Below are 22,834 nucleotides of genomic sequence, written 5' to 3'. Positions count from 1 at the left end.
TCTTGTGGTCATCCGATGTATAGCGTCGTTGACGCCCAACCGTCCAGGGGCAGGAAGAAAAATGAGGTCACAGCTCGGATGAATCTCGTCGCCGGCGCGTCAGCGGCTCGCCGGTAACCCGTCGGCAGCCGTCCCGAGGTCCGCCGCCGCGGCCTTCGTCCCCCGTTCTCTGCCCCGGGAGGGCGAAGTTCACCCGCGCGTGCGCAGGGGCTGCGGGCGAGCAGCGGGAAAGCCGTAAGGTTGGTCCGTAGACAAGGAACTTCGGAAGGAGGCACTGGGTGATCGAGCTGGAGGGAGTTCCCGAGCTGATCGACCCGGTCATGGTGGCCGCGTTCGAGGGCTGGAACGACGCCGGCGACGCGGCCTCCACGGCGGTCGGCCATCTGGACCGGGAATGGAAGGGCGAGGTGTTCGCGGCGCTCGACGCCGAGGACTACTACGACTTCCAGGTCAACCGGCCCACGGTGTTCCTGGACGGCGGCTCCCGGAAGATCACCTGGCCCACCACCCGGCTCTCCGTGGTGCGCGTCGGCGGGGAGACCCCACGTGACCTGGTGCTGGTCAGGGGCATCGAACCGTCCATGCGCTGGCGGTCCTTCTGCAACGAGATCCTGGGCTTCGCCCACGAGCTGGGCGTGGAGATGGTCGTCATCCTGGGTGCGCTGCTCGGCGACACACCGCACACCCGCCCCGTCCCGGTCAGCGGCGTCACCTCCGACGCCGACCTGGCCAGGACGATGGATCTGGAGGAGACCAGGTACGAGGGCCCGACGGGCATCGTCGGCATCCTCCAGGAGGCGTGCACCCACGCGGGCGTCCCGGCCGTGAGCCTGTGGGCCGCCGTGCCGCACTACGTGTCGCAGCCGCCCAACCCGAAGGCCACGTTGGCGCTGCTCAACCGCCTGGAGGACCTGATCGGGCTGCGGATCCCGCTGGGCGAGCTGGCCGAGGACGCGCGGGCCTGGCAGCTCGGCGTGGACCAGTTGGCCGCCGAGGACACCGAAGTGGCGGAGTACGTGCAGTCGTTGGAGGAGGCGCGGGACACGGCCGAACTGCCCGAGGCGTCGGGCGAGGCCATCGCTCGTGAATTCGAGCGGTATCTGCGCCGCCGCGACGGCGGTCCCGGGCAGCCGCCGGGCGGCCATGCCACGGAGAGCGGTGACGGCGCGTCATACCGGCGCGACACGTCGGCGGGCGGTCGCAGCCGGCCGCAGCGCCCGCAGCGCGGCGGCCCCGAGACGGGCCCTGACCCCGAGCGGAACAAGGGTCCCGAGCCGGACGACGGGGAAGATTCATCGGAGGACTGAGCCCTCAGGGTCCTCGGCATACGGGCCCTCAGAGTCCTCGGCATACGGAGAGGGGCGGCGCCGTCGGGCGCCGCCCCTCTCCGCGTACGGTCCGGTACGGGCGGTCCGGTACGCGCTTACAGGGCCACCCCGAGGAGCGCGTCCACCGCGCGGGAGACGACGCCGGTGGCGCCTTCCTCCGTACCGCCCTCGGCCTCCTGCGAGCGGGCCCAGCGGTCCACGGCGCGCAGCGCCGACGGGGAGTCCAGGTCGTCCGCGAGGGCGGCCCTGATCTCGTCGACGAGCGCGTCGGCCGACGGGCCGTCAGGACGGGACACGGCGGCCCGCCAGCGGGCGAGCCGCTCCACCGCGTCCTGGAGGATCCGGTCCGTCCACTCCCAGTCGGCGCGGTAGTGGTTGGCGAGCAGCGCGAGCCGGATCGCCGCCGGGTCCACGCCCTCGCGGCGCAGGGACGAGACGAAGACCAGATTGCCCTTGGACTTGGACATCTTCTCGCCGTCCAGCGCGACCATGCCCGCGTGCACATAGGCGCGGGCGAACGGGTGCTCACCGGTCAGCACCTGGGCGTGCGATGCGCCCATCTCGTGGTGCGGGAAGGCCAGATCGCTGCCGCCGCCCTGGACGTCGAAGGCCATGCCGAGATGGTCGAGCGCGATCGCCACGCACTCGATGTGCCAGCCCGGCCTGCCGCGGCCGAGGCTGCCGCCGTCCCAGCTCGGCTCGCCCGGCCGGGCCGCCAGCCACAGGATCGGGTCGAGCGGGTTCTTCTTGCCCGGCCTGTCGGGGTCGCCGCCGCGCTCGGCCGAGAGCAGCCGCATCGCCTCGGCGTCGAGCCGGGACACCTCGCCGAAGTGCGGGTCGGCCGCCACGGAGAAGTAGACGTCGCCTTCGAGTTCGTACGCGGCCCCCGCGTCCCGCAGCCGCTCCACGAGCGGCACGATGCCCGGTATGGCCTCGACGGCGCCGATGTAGTGCTGGGGCGGCAGCATCCGCAGCGCCGTCATGTCCTCGCGGAACAGGGCGGTTTCGCGCTCGGCGAGCGCGACCCAGTCCTCGCCGTCGCGCACCGCGCGCTCCAGCAGCGGGTCGTCGACATCGGTCACGTTCTGCACATAGTGAACCTGCCGCTTCGTGTCGAGCCACACGCGCTGCACGAGGTCGAACGCGTTGTACGTCGCCGCGTGACCCATGTGGGTCGCGTCGTACGGCGTGATGCCGCAGACGTATATGCGGGCGACGGGACCGGGTTCGAGCGTGACGCGGTCACCGGTCGAGGTGTCGTGAATGCTGAGGTCGCGGCCCTTGCCAGGAAGGGCGGGCACCTCGGAAGCGGGCCAGGCATACATGCCTTGAGCGTAACCGGGCGGATGTTCCCGATACGAACCGGACGGCGGCTCCCGGCGATACTCGCGGTCTTGAAATATCCGCTGTGACCTGCTGAGTGGTCCGCGCGGTCCACGTCATGGGCCGTCGGCCCCCGTAGGCGCACCGGCTCCGTACGGGCCGCGTACCGGCCGCGTACTGGTCGCGTACCAGCTCTCAGACCGGCGGCCAGGGGATCGCGGGCCACTGCCCGGACGGCTCGGGGTGGCGGCCCGTGTGGCGCAGCTCACGCACCCGCGCGCGGACGGCTTCCGTCTCGGCGGGGGTGATCAGCGCGGCCAGCCGGGTGGCCAGCGGGGCGCCTTCGGCCAGTTCGTCCGCCAGCCGGGCCAGTACGGCGAGCGCCTCGTCGGTCAGCGGCTCGCCCGCCCAGCCCCAGAGCAGGGTGCGCAGCTTGTCCTCCACGTTGAAGGTCACGCCGTGGTCGATGGCGTACAGCCGCCCGTCGGGAGCGGGCAGCAGATGGCCGCCCTTGCGGTCGCCGTTGTTGATGACCGCGTCGAGCACGGCGAGCCGGCGCAGCCGCTCGTCGTCGGCGTGCACCAGCAGCGCCGTGCGGTCCTCGCCGACGTCGGCGAGGCCGACGGCCTTCCAGCCCTCGCCGGGCTCGTCGCCCTCGACGAGCGCCAGCAGCGCGCCCGGCTGCTCGGTCTCGGCGTCACCGTCCGGAGTGTCGCCGTCCGGGGTGTCACCGTCCGGGGTGTCGCCGTCCGGTGTCTCGTCCTGTGTGTCGATCCAGAGCTGGCACATGCCCTGGCCGTACGGGCCCTCGCGCAGCACCGTGGGCGGCACCAGGCCCCAGCCGGTCGCCTCGGAGACCTCGTAAGCGGCGACCTCGCGCTGGGCGAGCGTGCCGTCGGGGAAGTCCCACAGGGGCCGCTCCCCCGCCACCGGCTTGTAGACGCAGTGCGCCTCCTGGCCCTCGTACGCGACGGAGCAGTAGATCACCGCGTTGGACGCCTCGCGGATCTGGCCGCGTACGGTCAGCTCGCCCTTGGTGAGCAGATCCAGCACGGTCCCGGTCCCCGTCACGCGTCCCGGCGGTATCCGTTCTGGCGCGGGCATACGTGTCCTTCCGGATCGAGCGGCAGACTGCACAGCGGACACGGCGGCCGACCCGCGTTGACCACGTCCAGAGCGCGTTTGGCGAAGGCCCTGGCCTGGGCCCCGGAGAGCCGTACGCGCAGCATCGGCGGGCCGTTCTCGTCGTCCTGGAGCATCCGCTCCTCGGCCTCGGCGAGATCCTCGTCGGTGTCGGCGTCCAGCTCGACGAGGGCCTGGGCCTCGATGATCATGCGCTGCTCGTCGCCGTCCCAGGCCAGCGCCATCGTGCCGACCCTGAACTCCTCCTCGACCGGCGCGTCGAGCGGGGCCGAGTCGGCGACGGCCGGCGGGGCGACGGCGGGGACGGGCGCGTTGCCGCCGGTACGGCGGACGACCTCGTCGAGCAGCTCGTCGATCCGCTCGGCCAACGCGGCCACCTGGGTCTTCTCCAGGGCGACGCTGGTGACGCGGCCCGCGGCCGAAGCCTGGAGGAAGAACGTACGGCGTCCAGGCAGCCCGACCGTACCGGCCACGAAGCGGTCCGGCGGGTCGTAGAGGAACACCTGACGGGACACGTCCTGTCTCCCTTGGGAATCGATGAAGAACGGAAACGAAAAACGGAAAGGGGCGGTCCGGGGGGCCCGGGAGAGCCCGGAATCACGCCGCGGACGGCGCGTCCACCCTACTGCGCCGAGCGATCACGGTGCTCCCGCGCCGCCCCCTACAACACCGGCTCCGTCGGCGCCCTTCCCCGCTTCGCCTTCGCCCTCGGCGGAAGCCTCGCGCGGCACGAAGCCGCTCAGGTCGCCCGTGTCGCCGAGCCGCATCACGAACGGGCGTACCCGGGTGTAGCGGACGGCGGTGACGGAGCAGGGGTCGACATGGATCCGCTGGAAGAGATCGAGGTGCATCCCGAGCGCGTCGGCCACCAGCGCCTTGATGATGTCGCCGTGCGAGCACATCAGGAACACGGCGTCCTGGCCGTGCTCCTCCTCGACGCGGGCGTTCCACTCCCGTACGGCTTCGACGGCGCGGGCCTGCATGGCGCGCATCGACTCGCCGCCGGGGAAGGCGGCGGCCGACGGGTGCTGCTGGACGACCTCCATCAGCGGGTCGTCGCTCAGCTCGGCGAGTTTGCGCCCGGTCCAGTCGCCGTAGTGGCACTCGCCGATCCGCTCGTCCTCACGTACCCGCAGCTCCGGCCTGGCGGCGAGCAGCGGCGCCAGCGTCTCGCGGCAGCGCTGCAGCGGGCTGGAGACGACGGCGGCGATCGGTACGCCGTCGAGCCGCTCCGGCAGCGCGGCCGCCTGGGCGGCGCCCCGCTCGTCGAGGGCGACGTCCGGCGTCCAGCCCGCGAGCAGCCCGGCGGTGTTGGCGGTGGACCGTCCGTGACGGACGAGGATCAGGGTGGCCATGCCGGTCAGCCTAACGACCCGCCGAGGGCCGGTCGGCGGCGGTAGGCGGCGGGTGGTGGTCGGTGGTCAGTGGTCGGTGGTCAGTGGTCGGTGGTCAGTGGTCGGTGGTCAGTGGTCGGTGGTCAGTGATCGGCCGCCGAGGGGCGATGACGAGTGAGGTCCCCCGGACCGGGAAGAATGCCAGCCGTGATCGTGGACTGTGCCATCTACCGCGACGGACACCGCACCGACGGACCCGCCGACTTCTCCGACGCCCTGGCCGAGGCGCGCTCCTCGGGGGACGCCTTCCTGTGGCTCGGGCTGTACGAGCCGACGGAGGTGGAGTTCGAGACGGTGAGCAGCGAGTTCGGGCTCCATCCGCTCGCCGTCGAGGACGCGCTGACCGCGCACCAGCGGCCCAAGCTGGAGATCTACGACGATTCGCTGTTCATGGTCATCAAGCCGGTCGCCTACGAGCCGGCGACCGACGACGTCTCCACGGGCGAGGTGATGGTCTTCATCGGCGACTCGTTCGTGGTGACGGTCAGGCACGGCGAGATCTCCCCGCTGGCGGCCGTGCGCAAGCGGCTCGAAGGGGATCCGGAGATCCTGAAGCGGGGTCCGACCGCCGTGCTGTACGCGATCAGCGACGCGGTGGTCGACGACTACATCGATGTGGCGGACGAGCTCCAGGTCGACCTGGAGGAGCTGGAGGCGGAGGTCTTCGCGCCCGGCATCTCGGGCCCGGCCAAGGGGTCGGGCACGTCGACGGCGGCGCAGATCTACAACTTCAAGCGGCAGGTGCTCGAGTTCCGCCGCGCCACGGGGCCGCTGGCGATGCCGATGGCCCGGCTGACGGACCAGGAGGTGCCGTTCGTGAACGAGGAGTCGCGGCCGTTCTTCCGGGACGTCAACGACCATCTGACGCATGCGAACGAGCAGGTGGAAGGGCTCGACCGGCTGCTCTCCGACATCCTGTCCGCGCATCTGGCGCAGATGGGTGTGCGGCAGAACGACGACATGCGGAAGATCTCGGCGTGGGCGGCCATGGCGGCGGTGCCCACGCTGGTGGCGGGCATCTACGGGATGAACTTCGAGCACATGCCCGAGCTGCACTGGGTCTGGGGCTACCCCGCGGTGATCGCCCTGATGGTCACGGCCGTCGTCAGCCTGCACCGGACGTTCAAGCGGCGCGGCTGGCTCTGAGCGGCGCGGCGCGGCGGGTCGGGTCGGGTCGGGTCGGGCTGGGTGCTGCTGGTGCGGCAGGTGCCGTTCAGAACACGGGCGCGGCGGTCGCGGGGCCGCCGAGCGCGTCGCGCCGCTCCGGCATGTGGAGCTGCACCATCCGGCGCCAGCCGCCGGCCCGCTCGACGCCGTACATGGCGTTGATGCCGACCCGCAGCAGCGCCGCCTTGGGCGCCGGCCAGCCGAGGATGCGGCCCATGTGGTCCATCACGGCGAGGCTCACCTGGCGGTAGACCTGGATCTCGGCGCGCGCGCACTCGCTCAGGGCGGTGTGGATCGTCCTGCCGTGGCCGAGCCCGGCGAGCCGCAGCAGTTCCTCGTTGGAGTACGCGAGGTGGTTGTCCTCGTCGTTGCTGATCATCCTGACGGCCTTGCCGACCTCGGGGTCGTCGCCGAAGTACTTGCGCAGCATCACCATCTGGTCGCTGGCCCGCTGCTCGGTGACGCGGCTGTGCGAGAGGTAGATGACGATGTCCCGCTCGGTGAGCGGTTCGTCGCGGCGCAGCTTCTCGTGCGCGAGCCCGATGCCGCGCCGCTCCAGCAGGACGGTGTAGTCGGTCTCCGGCGGGATGTCGACGGCGGACAGTCCGCGCTTCTTGAGCAGCCCCTGGAAGAGCCGGCCGTGCTTGTCCTCGTCGGCGCCGTGCCGGGCGATCTTGGGCGCCAGGTCCCGCATGCCCGCGGGCACCAGCGCGGCGATCCTGCCGTTCTCCCAGCCGCCCTGGGCCTCGCCGCTGGCGGCGATGGAGCAGAAGAGCTGGAAAGCGCGGTCGTTGTCGAGCATTTCCCTGAACAGGCTTCGGGCCGAGAGCATCACTGCCACCTCCGTGCAGAACCGACGTCCGCCGGTCCGAGTCAAAGCGGGTACGGGGCGGCGGGCAACAGGTGCGGGGCAGGACTGCGCCATACGAAGGACACGGAAGGTGCGCCGCAGGGCGTAACCGAGCGGCGTCCGGAGGCGTTGTTCCGCGTGACGGCCGTGGCGGGGAAGACCCCCGAGCCCCCACCACGGCCGCAGACTTCCGCCGGTCGGACCTGGCCCCGGACCTGGCCCCGGCCGAGGCCCCGGGGCGGGGTGCTTGTCCTCGGCCGGCGGCCGGCGCTCAGGAGACGAGGCCGGCCCGCTCCAGGGCGTCGGTGCCGACCCGCAGCGCGGCAAGGCGCTCGTCGAGCGTGAAGCCCGCGGGGGCCAGGGTGAGGGTGGTGACACCGGCCGCCGCGTACGCCTGCATCCGGTCGGCGATGCGCTCGACGGGGCCCAGCAGGGTGGTCGAGTCGATGAGCTGGTGCGGTACGGCGGCGGCGGCGCCGGTCTTGTCGCCCGCCAGGTACTTGTCCTGGATCTCGGCCGCCTCCTTCTCGTACCCCATGCGCCGGGCGAGCTGGTTGTAGAAGTTCTGCTTGCGGCTGCCCATGCCGCCCACGTACAGCGCGGTGTACGGGCGGAAGACGTCGGCCAGCGCCTGGACGTCGTCGCCGACGGCGAGCGGCAGGGTGGGGCACACGTCGAAACCGTCCATCGTGAGGCCCGCCTTGGCTCGGCCGGCCCGCAGATGGGTGATCGCGGTGTCCTCCAGATGATCGGCCGAGGGGAAGATCAGCAGGGCGCCGTCGGCGATCTCGCCGGTCTGCTCCAGGTTCTTGGGGCCGATCGCGGCGATGTAGAGCGGGATGTGCTCGCGCTGCGGGTGGACCGTCAGCTTGAGCGGCTTGCCGGGGCCGTCCGGCAGCGGCAGGGTCCAGTGCTCGCCCTCGAACGACAGCCGCTCGCGGGACATCGCGCGGCGGACGATCTCGACGTACTCGCGGGTGCGGGCCAGCGGCTTGTCGAACTTGACGCCGTACCAGCCCTCGGAGACCTGCGGGCCCGATACGCCGAGGCCGAGCCGGAACCGGCCGCCGGAGAGCGAGTCGAGGGTGGCGGCGGTCATGGCGGTCATCGCGGGCTGGCGGGCCGGGATCTGCAGGATCGCGGAGCCGACGTCGATGGACTCGGTCTGCGCCGCCACCCAGGTCAGCACGGTGGGAGCGTCGGATCCGTACGCCTCGGCGGCCCAGCAGACGTCGTAGCCGAGCCGGTCGGCCTCCTGCGCGACGGCGAGGTTGTCGCTGTCCATCCCCGCGCCCCAGTAGCCGAGGTTGATGCCGAGCCGCATAACCGCTCCCTTCCCTTACCGACGAGTAACGTCCTTGTGCGGGGACTCTAGCGCGCGCCGCCGTCGGCGTCAGCGGCGCGTTGTCCACAGCCCTCTCTCCCTGTGGGGTCCTGGCCAGTAATCTCAGCCACCATGGAGCAGAGGCATCTCGGCCGTACCGGCCTGCGTGTGTCCAGGATCGGGCTCGGCACCCTGACGTGGGGCAGGGACACCGACGAGCATGACGCGGCCCAGCAGTTGAAGACGTTCTGGGAGGCGGGCGGGACCCTGGTCGACACGGCCGACGTGTACGGCGGCGGGGAGTCGGAGTATCTGCTGGGCCAGCTCGTCGAGCGGCTGGTGCCGCGCAGGGATCTGATCATCGGGACGAAGGCCGGCAGTGTGCCGGACCCCGACCGGCGCTTCGACGGGTCGCGCGGCCATCTGCTCGCCGCGCTGGACGCCTCGCTCGCGCGGCTCGGCACCGACTACGTGGATCTGTGGCAGGTCCACGCCTTCGACACCGAGACGCCGCTCGAAGAGACGCTGCACGCGCTGGACATCGCTGTCACCAGCGGCCGGGCGCGCTACGCGGGGGTGTCGAACTTCTGCGGCTGGCAGCTCGCCAAGGCGGCGACCTGGCAGCTCGCGCAGCCCGGGATACGCACGCGCCTCGCCAGTACGCAGATGGAGTACTCGCTGCTGCAGCGCGGCGTGGAGCGCGAGGTGCTGCCGGCGGCGCTTGACCTGGGCGTGGGGCTGCTGCCGTCGTCGCCGCTCGGCCGCGGGGTGCTCACCGGCAAGTACCGGCACGCGACGCCCGCCGACTCGCGGGGCGCTTCCGACATGGCGCTGTTCGTCGAGCCGTATCTGGACGAGGCGGCGAGCCGGATCGTCGACGCGGTGGTGACGGCTGCCGACGGGCTCGCCACGACTCCGCTGGAGGTCGCGCTGGCCTGGGTCAGGGACCGCCCGGGGGTGGTGGCCCCGATCGTCGGCGCGCGGAACGCGCAGCAGCTCGCGGCGGCGTTGTCAGTGGAGAGCCTTAGTCTTCCTGACGAGATCTGCCAGGCGCTGGACGATGTGTCGGCGCCCGTTCACCGCTATCCCGACCAGGACTGGAGCACGCTGTGAGTACGGACCACGAGACCGTGGACGAGACACCGGATGCGGCGGGCACGGATGCGGTGGGTACGGACGCGACGGGTACGGACGCGGTAGGTACGGACGCGGTGGGTGACGCGGTAGCTACGGACGCGGCGGCCACCGAAGCGGCGGCTGCCACCGAGGCGGCGGCGCCCTCCGAGGCCGAGGCGGAGCTGGCCGCCCAGCGGGCGCTGCGGGAGCGCATCGAGCAGCGGAAGGCCGAGAAGGAGGGGCCCATCCCCGCGGGTACGAAACTGAACGGGAAGGCGGCCGATCTGCTCGCGGCCGTACGGGCGGTGGAGAGCGGCGAGAAGGTCGACCCGGCCCTGCTGGCACCGCCGGCACCGGTGGCGGAACGGGCAGCCGCCGGTCCCGCACCCGCCGCGGTTCCCGAGCCCGCCGCAGGCCCTGCCGCGGCGCCGGGCGCGGTGGCGGCCGCACGGGCCGTGCTGGCCGAGGGCGGTGCGCCAGAGGAGCTGGCGGGGCCCGTCTGCGCCACGCTCGGCGAGCGCGGGGCCGACGTGCTGCGTGAGGACCCCTGGCAGTTGCTGTCCGTGCCCGGCGTCCGTCCCGAGCAGGCCGACGGATTCGCGCGGGCGCTGCTCGGCCCCGCGTGCGGTCCCGGCGACGAGCGGCGGGCGGCGGCGCTCGTGGGCTGGCTGCTGGAGCAGGCGGCGCTGCGGGGGCACACCGCGCTCGACTCGTCGGCGGTGCGCAAGGCACTGGCCGGGCAGGGGGTGCCGGACCCCGACGAGGCGTTGCAGCATGCCATCGCCGAGGGAGCGGTCCTGGTCTTCCAGGACGGTCTCGACGAGGAGGCCGAAGGTCTGACGGGTGAGGGGTCCGGGTCCGACGAGGGCGCGGACGAGCCGGCGGCGGGCGCCGCCGAGGCGGCGCCGGTCCCGGTGCTGCTGGGGCTCGACCGGTACGCGCTCGCCGAGGAGAGCCTGGCCGACGGGCTCGCGCGGCTGGTCAAGACCGGCCCCGACGCCTCCTGGGAGGAGGCGGCGGGCGCCGCGGGCTCACCGTCGGCGGGCGACCTGATCCGTGCCGCCGCCGGGCACGGGCTCGTACTGCACACGGGCGGTGAGGCGGCGCGCGCCGAGCCGGTGGAGCTGGCGGAGGCCGCGCGTGCGCTGGGGCTGCGCGCGGTCGTCGCCGCGCACAGCGAGAACGGCCGCGAGCGGCTGGGCGGCGCGGCCGTCACGGTCGCTGGGCTGCTGGCCGGCGCCGAGGGGCCCGGCCGGGACAGCGACGGGCTGTTCGCGCTCGACCTGCTGGTGGTGCTGGACGCGCCGCAGCTCGACGTGGAGACGGCGGCGATGCTCGTGGAGTCGCTGCCCGACGGCGGCCGGCTGGTGCTCAGCGGTGACCCGGGCGTGCTGTGGTCGGCGGGCGCGGGACGGGTCTTCGCCGACCTGCTGGCGGCGCGGGTGTGCCCGCAGATCGCGTCCCGTACGCCCGATCCTGGCCCGGTGGGCGAGCTGGTCTCAGGGATCGGCGTGGGCGAGCTGAACCAGGTCCCGGCGCCCGGCAAGGAGGTCGTGATCGTCCCGGTGCGGGACGCGGGCGAGGCGGTGCACCGTACGGTCCAGCTCGTCGCCGAGTCCGTACCGCGCGCCTTCGGTGTGACCGCCGAGCAGACGCAGGTGATCACGGTCGGCCACGGCGGCGCCGCCGGCACCCGCGCGCTCAACGCGGCGCTCAAACAGCGCCTCCAGCCGGGCCCCGGCCGGTTCGGCGGCTTCGACCCGGGAGACAGGATCGCCTACGTACCGGCGCCGGGCAGGACGCTGCAAGGATCGGTGGTCTCGGCCGACGCGGACGGCCTGCACCTCGACTGCGCGGGCGTGCCGGTCGTGGTCCCGAAGGACCGCGTCGAGTCGTCCGTACGGCACGGCTGGGCGCTGACCGCACACCAGGCAGCCGGAATGCGCTGGCCCGCGGCGGTAGTGGTGCTCCCGGGCGACGCGACCCAGGCCCTGAGCCGCCCCTGGGTCTACACGGCCTTCAGCCGGGGCGACCGCCACCTCTCGGTGGTCCACGGCGCCGACCAGGCCCTGGCCCACGCGGTGGCCCAGATCCCGTCACAGGACCGCACCACCCGCCTGCGCCCACTCCTGGAAGGCCTCCTGGCCCCGGCGCCGACGGCCGCAGGCTAGGGCCTGTCGTGTGGATCGTGCCAGGGCTCGCGAGCCGTGCCGGGCTCGCGAGCCCGGCACGGCGCCCTGATCCGGCCTGATCCAAACGACAGACCCTAAGCCGAAGGCCCGGTCAGACTTCCTGTTCCTCCAGGTCGTCCGTGTCCAGGTCCAGGTCGTCCTCGTCGAAGACCGAGCTGACGTCGAAGCGGCAGACCACCTGCTGCGGGTCCGCCTGGTCGAAGGGGGTGCGCAGCCACTCGCCCGGTTCGGGCAGTTCGTCGGACGCCGACACCCACAGGGTGGAGTCGCCCTCCTCAAGGCCGAATTCCTTGTGCCGGGAGGCGATCTCGTCGGGTTCGTACTCGCCGAAGAGCACGCCCAAGGCCGCGTGCACACTGCTGCCGACCATCGCGACCGAGTCGCTCTCCCCCTCGACGTCCGCGATGCGCTGGGCCTGCGCGAGCAGCCGCTGGGGTTCGGTGACCGCGTAGTCCCGCCGGATCAGGACGCTGAGGGCATTCGGCTCCTCGGGTCCCGCGTATGGCGGAAGCGAGTCGTCCGGCTCCGGGATCTCGAAGGGAGTGACCTCGTCGTAACGGCTGTACAGCCGCTCGTCGTACACCTCGGCGGCGGCGGCAAGGGCGTTGAACGCCTCGGAAACGGCCTGGTCATCCTCGCCGGAGCGGTGTTCGACGGCCGCGAGATGACGGTCCAGAGCGATCTTGACCGCCTCGGCGGCGGCGCGTACCTCGGCGGCGGTGGACTGCGCAGCATCAGACATAGTGCAGACGCTATCCGTACCTGGCCTCTGCCCGCACAATAGATGCGATGCCGGAATACGAATTTGTCGACGTGTACGTGCCGCGCGGGGTTTCCCGCAAGGAAGCGGCCCGTCTGCTCACCGACCATGCCGAGTACGGGCACTGGGAACTCGACCGTCTGAGTCTGCACCGGGACGGCAGCCGCAGGGTGCGGTTGCGCCGACGCATCATCCGTCAGGTGCGCGCCACCTGGTGACGACGACGGAACGGGCCCCGCTCACGCGAGGCCCGCCCTGTCTGTCCGTACGCGCCCGACTACGCGGCGGCGCGGGCGCGACGGTAGAGAATGCTGCCCGCGAGCAGCATCCCGGCGCCTGCGGAAGCTGCCATCCCGACCGAGCCCGCCCCGGTGTGGGCGAGTTCGGGTCCTGCCAGGGGCTTCGCGACGGTCTGTGCCACGGGGGTGTTGTGGCTCGGGGCCGGCGGGACGTTGCGGTGGGTCACCGGGTGCGGATGCGGCGTGACGGGCCGCTCGGGCGGGGTGACCACCGGCGGCGCGTCGTTCTCGCAGGTGTCGCCGGTCACGGGGTTGCCGAGGCCGATGACGTTGATGCCGAGCCCGCACACGTTCACGGGAATGTCGATCGGCAACTGGAGCTCGTTGCCGGAGCCGACGCCGGGAGAGTTCCCCGCGTCACCACCGGCGTGCGACCCGCCACCGTGCGAACCGCTGTGCGAACCACCACCGTGCGAACCGCCGTGCGATCCGCCGCCCTGCTGCCCACCGCCGTGCTGTCCACCGCCGTGTGAACCAGCCTGCGGCGGCTTGTGGTGCGAACCGCCGTCGCGCGGTCCGCCGTTGTGCGACCCACCGCCGCCGTAACCGCCGTCGTCGTCCGAACCGCCGTGTCCGCGCGAGCCGCCGCCGTGCCCGGACGTGCCGCCCGAGACGTTGGCGCAGCGGTTGCCGATGGCCGGGTTGAGCAACCCGACGACATTCACGGTGTTCCCGCACGCGTTGACCGGGACGTCCACCGGAATCTGGACGTTGTTGCCGGACAGCACGCCCGGCGAATTCGCCGCGGTGCCCGCGGCTCCCGAATCCGCGTGCGCGTAACCGCCGCCGAGGGCGAGTACGCCGCCTGCGGCCGCCACGGTGATCAGGCCCTTGCGAGTGACCTGTCTCATAGCTTCGATCCCTGCCTTCTACCTGCCGAAAGTGCCCCTGAGCCGATGTGCCGGGGCAGGATGCCCAGCGGCCCCGGAGTGCATGGCGCGCACTCCGGGGCCGCCCGGGTTCAAACCCTCATGGGTTGATGTACAACGTCACGCGTTGACGCAGGTGTTGCCGAAGGCGGGGTTCAGCAGCCCGATCACAGAGACCGTGTTGCCGCACGCGTTCACCGGGATGTGAATCGGCACCTGGACGACATTGCCCGAAAGCACACCCGGGGAGTTCAGGGCAGCGCCCTGGGCACCCGAGTCGGCGACGGCCATGCCCGCGCCGGCGAGCACCAGACCACCGGTGATAGCCGCAGCAGCGACGACCTTCTTGATCATTCTTCCTCCTTGTAGGCAATGGCGGTCCAAGCCGCGGACCGCCACACCTGTAACGAGAAGGAAGTAATCAGGCTACGAGCGTATCGTCGCATTCATCCTTTTCAGTCGAATACGCACACACTGACGATTGTGCCGCGCGGACGGTCCTCAGCAGTTGTCGATGAACCGGTCGAGCACCCGCACGCCGAACTGGAGTCCGTCCACCGGCACCCGCTCGTCGATCCCGTGGAACATCCCGGCGAAGTCCAGCTCCGGCGGCAGCTTCAGCGGCGCGAAGCCGAACCCGCGGATGCCGAGGTCGTCGAAGGACTTGGCGTCGGTGCCGCCGGAGAGCATGTACGGCACGGCCTTGGCGATCGGGTCCTCCGCCAGCAGCGCGCCCTGCATGGCGTCCACCAGCGGGCCGTCGAAGCTGGTCTCGCGCGCCTTGTCCGCGTGCACGTCCTCGCGCTTGACCCGCGGGCCGAGGATCCGGTCCAGGTCGGCCAGGAACTCCTCCTCGTACCCCGGCAGGTAGCGGCCGTCGAGATGCGCGGTCGCCTGTCCTGGCACCACGTTCGCCTTGTAGCCGGCGCCCAGCATGGTGGGGGTCGCCGTGTTGTACAGCGTCGTGCCGATCATCTTGGCGATGCCGCCGAGCCGCTCCAGCGTGCTGTCCATGTCCTCGGGGTCGACCGGGACGCCGAACGCGTCCGACAGCTCGTCCAGGAACGACCGCACGCTCTTGGTGACCCGCACCGGCCACTTGTGCCGCCCGACCCGCGCCACCGCCTCGCACAGCTCCGTGATCGCGTTGTCCTTGCTGATCATCGACCCGTGCCCGGCGGCGCCCTCGACCGTGAGCCGCATCCAGTGGATGCCCTTCTCCGCGGTCTGGATCAGATACAGCCTGCGGTTCTCGTCCACGGTGTAGGAGAAGCCGCCGACCTCGCTGATCGCTTCCGTGACGCCGTCGAAGAGGTCCGGGTGGTTGTCGACCAGATACCGCGCGCCGTACGTGCCGCCCGCCTCCTCGTCGGCGAGGAACGCCAGCACGATGTCGCGCGGGGGCTTGCGGCCGCTGCGCAGCCGGTCCCGTACGACGGCCAGCGTCATCGCGTCCATGTCCTTCATGTCGACCGCCCCGCGCCCCCAGACGCAGCCGTCGGCGATCTCCCCGGAGAACGGGTCGTGCCGCCAGTCCGCCGCGTTGGCCGGTACGACGTCGGTGTGGCCGTGGATGAGCAGGGCCGGCCTGGACGGGTCCTCGCCCTCGATCCGGGCCACGGTCGACGCCCGGCCCGGGTGGGACTCGAAGATCTGCGGTTCGAGGCCCACCTCGGCGAGCTTCTCCGCCACGTACTCGGCGGCCGCCCGCTCACCGGGGCCCGAGTGGTCGCCGTAGTTGCTGGTGTCGATCCGGATCAGATCACGGCAGAGGTCGACGACCTCGTCCTGGCCCGATACGGCCCTGCCCGCGTTCGGCTCGCTCACGCTGCTCACTCCCACGGTGGTCGGTGCTGTTCGATACGGCTGGTCCCCCACATACTGCCGCGATCAGGGCCCGGACCCCAAGGGCGTCCGGGGGCCGGGCGGTGTGATCGGGCACCGCCGATTGTTTGCTATGGTTTTCCACGTCGGAACGGCCCACGGCCGCCCGGCAGACACCTCGTCCGGGTGGCGGAATGGCAGACGCGCTAGCTTGAGGTGCTAGTGCCCTTTATCGGGCGTGGGGGTTCAAGTCCCCCCTCGGACACCAGCAGAAACCCCAGTTGATCTGGGGTTTTTCTGTTTCCCGGGGCTGTGGCGTGACCGACAGGTCCGCTTCAACGTGCCACGGCACGGCCGATCAGCGTCCCGATGTGCGCTGGTTCGGGGGCGTCCAGAGTCCGCACGTCCGCCGTCGAAAACCCGGCCCCCAGCAAGAGGCTTCTCCACTTCCTGGGGGTGTAGCTGTAGCGGTACGTGAACTGTGCCCGACCTGCGAATCCACCCTTGTACATGCCCTGCGGGCCGTAGGCCCCGGGGATGGCCGGCGGGTGCGAGAAGACCAGGCTGCCGCCCGGCCTGAGCGCCCGGACCACCAGCGGCAGAAGCTTGGCCGGGTCGGTGAACCAGACCGCGCCGAAGATCGAGTACACCGCGTCGTACTGTTCCCCGTGATCACGCAGGAAGTCGAGCACTTCCGCGCAGTGGAACGACACCCTGTCCCCCCACCGTTCCCGCACGGCGTCCACCATGACGGGAGACATGTCCACTCCCGTCGCCTTCACTCCCCGTTCCGCGAGGTAGGCGAGAGTCCGTCCGGTGCCGCACCCGATCTCCAGTACGGTGCTCGGGCTTTCAAGAAGCTCCGCACCGGGGCCGTGCCCGGCGTACTGCGTCCAGTTCATGACCGGAGCGCCGATCTCCCTGGTGACGCTGGTCGCGTACGTGTCCCAGAGATCGCGTTCGTCATCGTGGTTATGGCGTGCCGGCACGGTGGCTCTCTTCATAAGGGGCGTACCCCGCGCCGGTCAGTGGTGAGCTGGAGCGGGGCACGTGGGGTGCGGCTGTTCAGTGGGAGTCGGGGACCTTGTTGTCACACGGAGAGCACTCTGCCCCGTCGATCGCCCACAGTTCCTCGTCGGGCGTGAAGCCGAGGGAGCGGACGAACTCCTCGGTTAGCAGGCATAGGCCGTCCCGCCGCCGCTCGATGAAGGGAGCGTGGTGCTTGTACCTGCCGTTGTTGTAGGCGGCGCAGATGGCGAACCAGACGGGCGTGTCAAGGATGAGCTGATGCACGCCGATGTCCACGATCTTGCCCACCCCCAGATGCACTTCCGGATGTTCGATGGACGCCACCACGTACATGACCGCGTTTCCGAGGATGCGTTCCGCCATGTCCCGCACCATCGTGTGGTCCCGGAGCAGGAGTGCTATCTCCCGCTCCCACAGGGACATCCCGCCGTCGAGAACGTTCACGGTGAGGTGTTCGAGGTACGGCGCCACATCGTTGAGGATCTGACGAGGGTCGCGCGTCCTGGTGGTTCTGGGGGACTCGATGGTCACTGTCATGAGAATCCTTCCAGTCGCTTCGGAATGCGTACGGGCTTGGTGCTGAGCGCTCGTGATTCGTAAGTCTCATCCCGACCGCCAAGAGAACCCACTTCTATTGGCGTTGTCGGGTAAAGATCATGGACCAGTCGCTCAGAAGTGACCGGCAATCCTCCCCGAAGACGGCGTGGAACTCGTACCGTTCGAAGTCATCCCGGTACGCGCTCACATCCCTGTGATCCCTGAGTATCAAAGCCCCTGTGTGGGTCTCGACCTGGACCAGCCGCCGGTCATAGACCGTGAAGACGCTGAGCGGAGTCTCAACGACAGGGCCGACGGCCCCGAGGGGAATCACGCCGAGCCGTATATTCGGCAGGCGCGAGACGGACGCGAGGCGGTCTAGTTGCATAGCCATCACCAGAGGTGACGCCAGCGGCCAACGGACGGCCTGTTCCGTGAGAAGGAATGTGAAGAACTTCGAGGATTCCATGAGGATTCGCTGGCGCTCCAGCTTCTTCGCGACCGTTTTGGACATATCACCGGAGTTACGCATGAGACTGGCTCGTACGTAATCAGGCGTCGCCAAGAGACCCGTAATCATGGTCGGCAGGAAGAACCGGAACTCTGTGGTGACGGCTTCCAGCCGGGCCAACTCGTTCTGCTTCTTGTCCAGCCCCCGTCGCTGGGAACTCCAGTGGTCCTGCCACTCCGTGTTTGCCGCACGGGCAAGAGCGAGGATCTCGGCCGCTACCGCACCCTCCGCTCCAAGAGCTTCGAGGATCAGTTCAACGTCCACTATGGGCGGCGTCAGCTTTCCGCTCTCGATATTGCTGACTCTGGTCTGGCTCATGTTGCAGCGCTTCGCGAGCCGAGCTTGAGTCCACCCGGCCCGCTTGCGCTCGTTCTTCAGGACCCCTGCCAGGTCAGACCTGGATTGACCTAGGGTCTCGGGATCAAAGGTCAAGGCCCTTCACGTACTCCTCGAAGGGAACTGATTCGGATACCGCGATCCTCTGGTATTCGAGGAACGGTTCGGGGGAACCGTCGCGGACCTCTCGACTGATCTGCCTGCCGTCCGGGTGGTAGTTCATCAGTACCACTTCGGACTGATCGAACACCCAGAAGTCCTGTACCCCGTCAAGAGGATCGGGTCTATCCGTAACGTCGAGAATACGGATCTGCTCACCCGCCATGGCGTGAGCCTTGTAGTAGTGATGGAACTCGAAGCGCAGGTAATCCGACAGGGGGCGAGTCACCACATGGACACGGCCCTGTATGCGTCCCTCCGCGGCCTGTCGGCGTAGCCGGTCGGTGTACTCGTTCGCCACCGTCTCCGGGTCGATACGCGCCCCGGCGCGGAAGGCCGCGAACTCCTCTTCCTCCTGCGGCATGAGGTACTGCGGCAACGTCTCAAGGCGCCACGCTTCCCGCGTGAAGCGCTCAAAGCGCGCCGCCCATTCCTCACCAGCCAAGAGCACGGAAAGCCTCCCTCAACGTCTCCTCCGGAATCTCCACGAGCCCTTCCCCGTCAGGGGCGTTGAACGCGTGGGACACGTCACCTTGGACAACGAATGAGCCGGACGCGGTCCGGTAGACGTTCGGGCAGTCGTCCTTGCCACACGTGCCGTTCCCGTTGCCTGTCAGCCGGGTCAGTTCCTCACGAGCCACGGTGAAACCCCCTCGTCTCGCGCCCCTGGTGGGGGCAACGTCAAGACCGTACGGAGGGTGTGCCGTCGCAGTCCATGCGGTCACGCCAATATTGGCGTTGTCGCATAAAGCCGTGACGCTTGCAGGGGTGGGGAGGTCTGCTCAAGGCGGTCCTAAGACCTGTCAGCCGCGGATGCGCGGGCGCAGGGCCGCTAGCGAGTGGCCCTTGGCCGCCGAGCCGGACCTGCGCCGGTTCCGTGCCGAGGTCGAGGGACGAGCGGGCGTCCTCGTAGCGGGAGAGCCAGCCCGGGTGCGCCTCGGTGCGCAGCCCGGCGATCCGCGGGACGGCCATGGCGACCTTCGGGTCGGCGAATCGTACGGCACGTGCGGCAGCGGTCCCGCCAGGTCGACCGCGATGATGTCGGCCCCCTCGCGCGCCAGCCGCACCGCGTGCGCCCGGCCCTGCCCGCGTGCGGCTCCGGTGATGAAGGCGACCTTTCCGGTCAGTCGTCCAGTCATGGTTGCTTTCCCTCTCGTACCGACGGAATCCGGCCGCAGCCTACGCTCGCTCCTGAGCAGGGGCAGGATGGATAGATGTACCGGGCATTGATATAAAGCTCGTATGACCGAGCATCCTCAGCACCGCCCCCGCCTCCCCGGCGCCGGCACGCGCGGGCTCGCCATCCGGACGCTCTTCCCCGTACGTCGCCGGATGTCGCCACCCGCGCACGGCGACTAGTCCCCCACGAGCGCCCCACCCCCGCGCTCCCCACACATCACCCGAATCAGCGGCAGGCACCGGCCGGGGCCCGCATCCCTCGTATGGGCTACTCCTCGGATCGACCGGCGATGTCACACGTCTGACCGCGCCCGGTTTCATAACGTAACCACTGCCGTCTTGCGGACGGTTCCAACACCGAGCCACGGGACTCCGGCGTCCGAGGCCCTGTTCGTGCTGCCCCGGCGCCCCGCGCCCCGGCCGCCGCGGGGCTCCGGCGCTCGCCCTCCGTGACGCGGTGTGCCCGCCCATGGCCAGGGAGTAGCACGCCCACATGCATCTTCTCGTCAAGGGGATCCAGCACCAGCTATCCGGTGAAGTCCTCGTCCCCAATTCCAAGTACCACGCGCACCGCGCGCTGATCCTCGCCTCGCTCGCCGACGGGGTCAGCCGGGTGCACGGGCTCTCCGACGCCCGGCATGTCCAGTACACCGTCGGACTGCTGCGCGGCCTCGGTGTCACGATCACGACGGACGGTGACACGTTCGTGGTGCACGGTCTCGGCGGCCGCTACCGGCCGCGCCGCGCCGCCGTGTCGGCGGGCAGCTCCGGCACCACCCTCTATTTCATGATCGGCCTGGCCGCGCTCTCCGACCGGCCGGTCACCGTGACCGGCCAGAAGTACTTCAGGCGCCGGCCCGTCGGTCCGCTCCTGACGGCGCTGCGGCAGCTCGGGGTCCAGCTCGAATCGGCGGACGACTGCCCGCCCGTGCATGTCCAGGGCCGCCGGCCGGCCGGCGGCCAGGTCCGGATCGCCGGGACGCTCTCGCAGTGGATCTCGGGGCTCATCCTGCTCGCGCCGTTCGCGACGGGGCCCACCACCATCGAGGTGGAGGGCGCGCTGAACGAGCGCTCCTATCTGGAGCTGACCGTCGCGATGATGCGGCAGTTCGGCCTTGAGGTGAGCGTCTCGGCCGACTGGCGGCGCTTCGACATCGCCCCCGGGCAGGCGGCCGTGCCCACCGAGCTGACGCTGCCGCCCGACATCGGCTCGGCCGCTTTCGGTATCGCCGCGGCGGCCCTGCACCCGTCCGACGTGCTGCTGCGCGGCATGGCCCGGCTCGAAGGCGGGCCCGCCGACCATCCCGAGTTCCATTTCCTCGACATCGCTCGGGCGATGGGCGTGCCCATGGAGCTGGACGAGGCGGCGGGCGGGGTACGGATCAGGCAGCGGGCGCCCGAGCTGAAGGCCGTCACCGTCGACTGCCGCGACGTGCCCGACATGCTGCCGATCCTGGCCACCCTCGGCAGCTTCGCCTACGGCGAGTCGGTGTTCGAGAACATCGCGCACACCCGGCTCAAGGAGTCCGACAGGGCGGCGGCGATGCTCCAGCTCAACGCCATGGGCGGCGATCTGGAACTGTCCGGCGACGCGCTGCGGGTGCGCGGGGTGGGCGCGCTGGTCGGCGCGAAGCTGTCGTCGTTCAACGACCACCGGGTGCTGATGTCGCTGGCCGTGGCGTCCTCCCGGGCCCGCGGCCACTCGACCCTCACCTACCCGAACGCGTACCGGATCTCGTATCCGACGTTCCTCGACGCGATGAACACCCTCGGAGTACCCATGTCGGTCGAGGACGGCGGGACCAGGCCCGGCAGGGCCGCGGTCCGGCGGCTGGAGAAGGAGGTCGGCAAGCCGGAGCTGGCCGCGCGGATCACCCTGCCGGAGTGGCTGGAGCGGCGGGCCGCCGCCCGCCCCGAGGACACCGCTGTGGTGGACGTACAGCCCGAGGGCGACGAGACCGTGAGCTGGCGGGAGCTGGCCGAGCGCGTCGAGCGGACGGCCGCGACACTGCTGCGGTTCGGGGTGCGGCCGGGTGAGCATGTCGCCTACCAGCTCCCCAACCGGGCCGAGTTCGTGGTGCTGTCCCTGGCGTGCCTGCGGATCGGCGCCGTGTGCTGCCCGATCATCCCGTTCTTCCGGGAGCGCGAGGTCGGGCACGTACTGCGCCGCTCGCGGGCCAGGGTGCTGGTGGTGGCCGACAGCTACCGGTCGCGCCGCCCGGCCGACGAACTGCTGGGCCTGCCCGCCGAGGACAGCTCCGCGCTCGAACACGTCGTCGTACTCCCCTCGGCCAAGGGCACCGCGCGGCTGCCGGACTTCCCGGCCGGCGGCCCCGCCGTCCACGACTGGGAGCAGGCGCTCGCGGACACGGCGATCGACAGGGCGGCGCTCGACGCGGTCGAACCCACCCCGGCGATGACGGCGCAGTTGCTGTTCACCTCGGGCACCACCGGCGAGCCGAAGGGCGTGACCCAGCCGTCGGCGCATCTGGTCAGAGCCGCGTCCATGGAGATCAGACACCTCGGGCTCGGCGCGTACGACGCGATCTGGGTGCCGTCGCCGCTCGCCCACCAGACCGGGTTCCTGTACGGGATGGTGCTGGCGACCGTCCTCGGCGTACCGCAGATCCTGCAGTCCGAATGGGACCCCGAGCGGGCCGTGCGGTCGCTGAACGAGCACGGCGCGACCTTCGTACAGGCGGCGACGCCGTTCCTCTCCGACCTGGTCAAGACGGTCGAGGAGAGCGGCGACACACCCCGCTCCCTGCGGATCTTCGTGGCCACCGGCGCGACCGTGCCGCGCGGTCTGGCCGAGCGGGCGGGCCGGGTGCTGGGCGCCGACGTGTGCGGGGCGTTCGGTACGACGGAGACCTGCCTCGGCGCGCTGTCGGCGCCGTCCGACGAGCCCGGCCAGCGCTGGGGCTCCGACGGGCGGGCGCTGGACGGCATCGAGCTGCGCGTCACCGACGAAGTGGGCCGGGTGCTGCCCGCGGGCGAGGAGGGCAACTTCGAACTGCGCTCCCCTACCGTGTTCGACGGCTATCTGGGCAGGCCCGATCTGACGGCGGAGGTCTTCACCGAGGACGGCTGGTACCGCACGGGCGACCTGGCGACCATCGACGGCTCCGGCTTCCTGCGGATCACCGGCCGCGTCAAGGACGTGATCAACCGGGGCGGCGAGAAGATCCCCGTCGCCGAGATCGAGCAACTGCTCTTCGCGCACCCGGCGGTCGACGACGTCGCCGTCGTGGCCATGCCCGACGAGCGGCTGGGCGAGCGGGCCTGCGCCTTCGTCGTCGGCAAGGACGGCGCCGAGCTGGGGTTCGAGGCGATGTGCCGCTATCTCGACGAGCACCAGGTCGCCAAGCAGTACTGGCCGGAGCGGTGCGAGCCGATCACGGCGCTCCCCCGCAACCCCATCGGCAAGGTGCAGAAGTTCGAACTGCGCGAGCGGGCCCGGGGGCTGCGCCCGCACATCGAAGACCAGCGCTGAC

Annotated in this window: 21 protein-coding genes and 1 tRNA gene; 7 read left to right on the top strand and 15 right to left on the bottom strand. The window is 70.8% G+C overall.

Features of this window, described 5'->3' with window-relative positions; translation table 11 throughout:
* Positions 1 to 278: 278 nt before the first annotated feature.
* Positions 279 to 1,307: a PAC2 family protein gene (locus ACZ63I_RS33265; RefSeq protein ID WP_469343113.1), complete on the top strand. Its 1,029-nt coding sequence runs from the start codon at positions 279 to 281 to the stop codon at positions 1,305 to 1,307.
* 116 nt (positions 1,308 to 1,423) lie between these two features.
* Here ACZ63I_RS33265 and mshC read toward each other — a convergent pair whose 3' ends face one another.
* The 4 genes from mshC to ACZ63I_RS33245 all read right to left on the bottom strand — a co-directional run bounded on the left by mshC (position 1,424) and on the right by ACZ63I_RS33245 (position 5,149).
* Complete coding sequence (mshC, locus tag ACZ63I_RS33260; RefSeq protein WP_469343112.1) at positions 1,424 to 2,653, bottom strand: cysteine--1-D-myo-inosityl 2-amino-2-deoxy-alpha-D-glucopyranoside ligase; 1,230 nt, start codon at positions 2,651 to 2,653, stop codon at positions 1,424 to 1,426.
* A gap of 193 nt (positions 2,654 to 2,846) precedes the next feature.
* Entirely contained in the window at positions 2,847 to 3,755 is a 909-nt protein-coding gene (locus tag ACZ63I_RS33255; protein WP_469343110.1) for an SCO1664 family protein, read from the bottom strand.
* Complete coding sequence (locus ACZ63I_RS33250; protein WP_469343109.1) at positions 3,719 to 4,309, bottom strand: DUF3090 domain-containing protein; 591 nt, start codon at positions 4,307 to 4,309, stop codon at positions 3,719 to 3,721. The genes ACZ63I_RS33255 and ACZ63I_RS33250 overlap by 37 nt, the downstream gene beginning before the upstream one ends.
* 123 nt (positions 4,310 to 4,432) lie before the next feature.
* Complete coding sequence (locus tag ACZ63I_RS33245; protein WP_469343107.1) at positions 4,433 to 5,149, bottom strand: histidine phosphatase family protein; 717 nt, start codon at positions 5,147 to 5,149, stop codon at positions 4,433 to 4,435.
* Between the two features lie 177 nt (positions 5,150 to 5,326).
* Here ACZ63I_RS33245 and corA point away from each other — a divergent pair, with 177 nt between their 5' ends.
* Complete coding sequence (gene corA / locus ACZ63I_RS33240; protein ID WP_469343105.1) at positions 5,327 to 6,334, top strand: magnesium/cobalt transporter CorA; 1,008 nt, start codon at positions 5,327 to 5,329, stop codon at positions 6,332 to 6,334.
* 67 nt (positions 6,335 to 6,401) lie between these two features.
* Here corA and ACZ63I_RS33235 read toward each other — a convergent pair whose 3' ends face one another.
* Together ACZ63I_RS33235 and ACZ63I_RS33230 are read right to left on the bottom strand one after the other, a co-directional pair.
* Positions 6,402 to 7,187 (bottom strand): ferritin-like domain-containing protein, encoded by a 786-nt coding sequence (locus tag ACZ63I_RS33235; RefSeq protein ID WP_469343103.1) that lies wholly within the window; start codon positions 7,185 to 7,187, stop codon positions 6,402 to 6,404.
* A 289-nt stretch (positions 7,188 to 7,476) separates the two neighbouring features.
* Positions 7,477 to 8,529 carry an LLM class F420-dependent oxidoreductase gene (locus tag ACZ63I_RS33230; RefSeq protein ID WP_469343101.1) on the bottom strand — a complete coding sequence of 351 codons (1,053 nt, stop codon included), beginning with the start codon at positions 8,527 to 8,529 and terminating at the stop codon, positions 7,477 to 7,479.
* A gap of 132 nt (positions 8,530 to 8,661) precedes the next feature.
* Here ACZ63I_RS33230 and ACZ63I_RS33225 point away from each other — a divergent pair, with 132 nt between their 5' ends.
* Both ACZ63I_RS33225 and ACZ63I_RS33220 read left to right on the top strand, forming a co-directional pair.
* Positions 8,662 to 9,642, top strand: a complete 981-nt coding sequence (locus tag ACZ63I_RS33225) for an aldo/keto reductase (protein ID WP_469343100.1) — start codon at positions 8,662 to 8,664, stop codon at positions 9,640 to 9,642.
* Positions 9,639 to 11,816, top strand: a complete 2,178-nt coding sequence (locus tag ACZ63I_RS33220) for a helix-hairpin-helix domain-containing protein (protein ID WP_469343098.1) — start codon at positions 9,639 to 9,641, stop codon at positions 11,814 to 11,816. Before ACZ63I_RS33225 ends, ACZ63I_RS33220 begins: the two co-directional genes overlap by 4 nt.
* A gap of 112 nt (positions 11,817 to 11,928) precedes the next feature.
* On the opposite strand, the gene ACZ63I_RS33215 is transcribed toward ACZ63I_RS33220, so the two are convergent.
* The gene (locus ACZ63I_RS33215) at positions 11,929 to 12,579 is read right to left on the bottom strand and encodes a hypothetical protein (protein WP_469343097.1); all 651 of its coding nucleotides are present in this window, start codon (positions 12,577 to 12,579) and stop codon (positions 11,929 to 11,931) included.
* A gap of 47 nt (positions 12,580 to 12,626) precedes the next feature.
* Between ACZ63I_RS33215 and ACZ63I_RS33210 the strand changes: the two genes are divergently transcribed.
* Positions 12,627 to 12,815, top strand: coding sequence for a DUF5703 family protein (locus ACZ63I_RS33210; protein WP_030354641.1), 189 nt, complete (start codon positions 12,627 to 12,629; stop codon positions 12,813 to 12,815).
* Positions 12,816 to 12,874: 59 nt separating this feature from the next.
* Here ACZ63I_RS33210 and ACZ63I_RS33205 read toward each other — a convergent pair whose 3' ends face one another.
* From ACZ63I_RS33205 to ACZ63I_RS33195, 3 genes are all read right to left on the bottom strand, one after another.
* A complete protein-coding gene (locus tag ACZ63I_RS33205) occupies positions 12,875 to 13,747 on the bottom strand; it encodes a chaplin (RefSeq protein ID WP_469343095.1) in 873 nt (290 codons plus the stop codon).
* A gap of 138 nt (positions 13,748 to 13,885) precedes the next feature.
* Positions 13,886 to 14,119: a chaplin ChpH gene (chpH, locus tag ACZ63I_RS33200; protein ID WP_041991321.1), complete on the bottom strand. Its 234-nt coding sequence runs from the start codon at positions 14,117 to 14,119 to the stop codon at positions 13,886 to 13,888.
* A 147-nt stretch (positions 14,120 to 14,266) separates the two neighbouring features.
* A complete protein-coding gene (locus tag ACZ63I_RS33195; RefSeq protein ID WP_469343093.1) occupies positions 14,267 to 15,592 on the bottom strand; it encodes a M20/M25/M40 family metallo-hydrolase in 1,326 nt (441 codons plus the stop codon).
* Between the two features lie 177 nt (positions 15,593 to 15,769).
* On the opposite strand from ACZ63I_RS33195, the gene ACZ63I_RS33190 reads away from it, so the two are divergent.
* Positions 15,770 to 15,857, top strand: a tRNA-Leu gene (locus ACZ63I_RS33190).
* A 67-nt stretch (positions 15,858 to 15,924) separates the two neighbouring features.
* On the opposite strand, the gene ACZ63I_RS33185 is transcribed toward ACZ63I_RS33190, so the two are convergent.
* From ACZ63I_RS33185 to ACZ63I_RS33165, 5 genes are all read right to left on the bottom strand, one after another.
* Positions 15,925 to 16,578 carry a class I SAM-dependent methyltransferase gene (locus tag ACZ63I_RS33185; protein WP_469343091.1) on the bottom strand — a complete coding sequence of 218 codons (654 nt, stop codon included), beginning with the start codon at positions 16,576 to 16,578 and terminating at the stop codon, positions 15,925 to 15,927.
* Between the two features lie 76 nt (positions 16,579 to 16,654).
* The gene (locus ACZ63I_RS33180; protein ID WP_469343090.1) at positions 16,655 to 17,155 is read right to left on the bottom strand and encodes a hypothetical protein; all 501 of its coding nucleotides are present in this window, start codon (positions 17,153 to 17,155) and stop codon (positions 16,655 to 16,657) included.
* Positions 17,156 to 17,249: 94 nt separating this feature from the next.
* Complete coding sequence (locus ACZ63I_RS33175) at positions 17,250 to 18,098, bottom strand: helix-turn-helix domain-containing protein (protein ID WP_469343089.1); 849 nt, start codon at positions 18,096 to 18,098, stop codon at positions 17,250 to 17,252.
* Positions 18,088 to 18,612, bottom strand: a complete 525-nt coding sequence (locus tag ACZ63I_RS33170; protein WP_469343087.1) for a DUF6879 family protein — start codon at positions 18,610 to 18,612, stop codon at positions 18,088 to 18,090. Before ACZ63I_RS33170 ends, ACZ63I_RS33175 begins: the two co-directional genes overlap by 11 nt.
* A complete protein-coding gene (locus ACZ63I_RS33165) occupies positions 18,596 to 18,802 on the bottom strand; it encodes a hypothetical protein (protein WP_469343085.1) in 207 nt (68 codons plus the stop codon). Before ACZ63I_RS33165 ends, ACZ63I_RS33170 begins: the two co-directional genes overlap by 17 nt.
* 1,031 nt (positions 18,803 to 19,833) lie before the next feature.
* Here ACZ63I_RS33165 and aroA point away from each other — a divergent pair.
* Complete coding sequence (gene aroA, locus ACZ63I_RS33160; RefSeq protein WP_469343083.1) at positions 19,834 to 22,833, top strand: 3-phosphoshikimate 1-carboxyvinyltransferase; 3,000 nt, start codon at positions 19,834 to 19,836, stop codon at positions 22,831 to 22,833.
* Position 22,834 lies beyond the last annotated feature (1 nt).

Source organism: Streptomyces sp. NPDC087906 (assembly GCF_055584925.1).
Note: the sequence above shows the minus strand (reverse complement) of the source record. Positions and strands in the feature narration are given on the sequence as shown.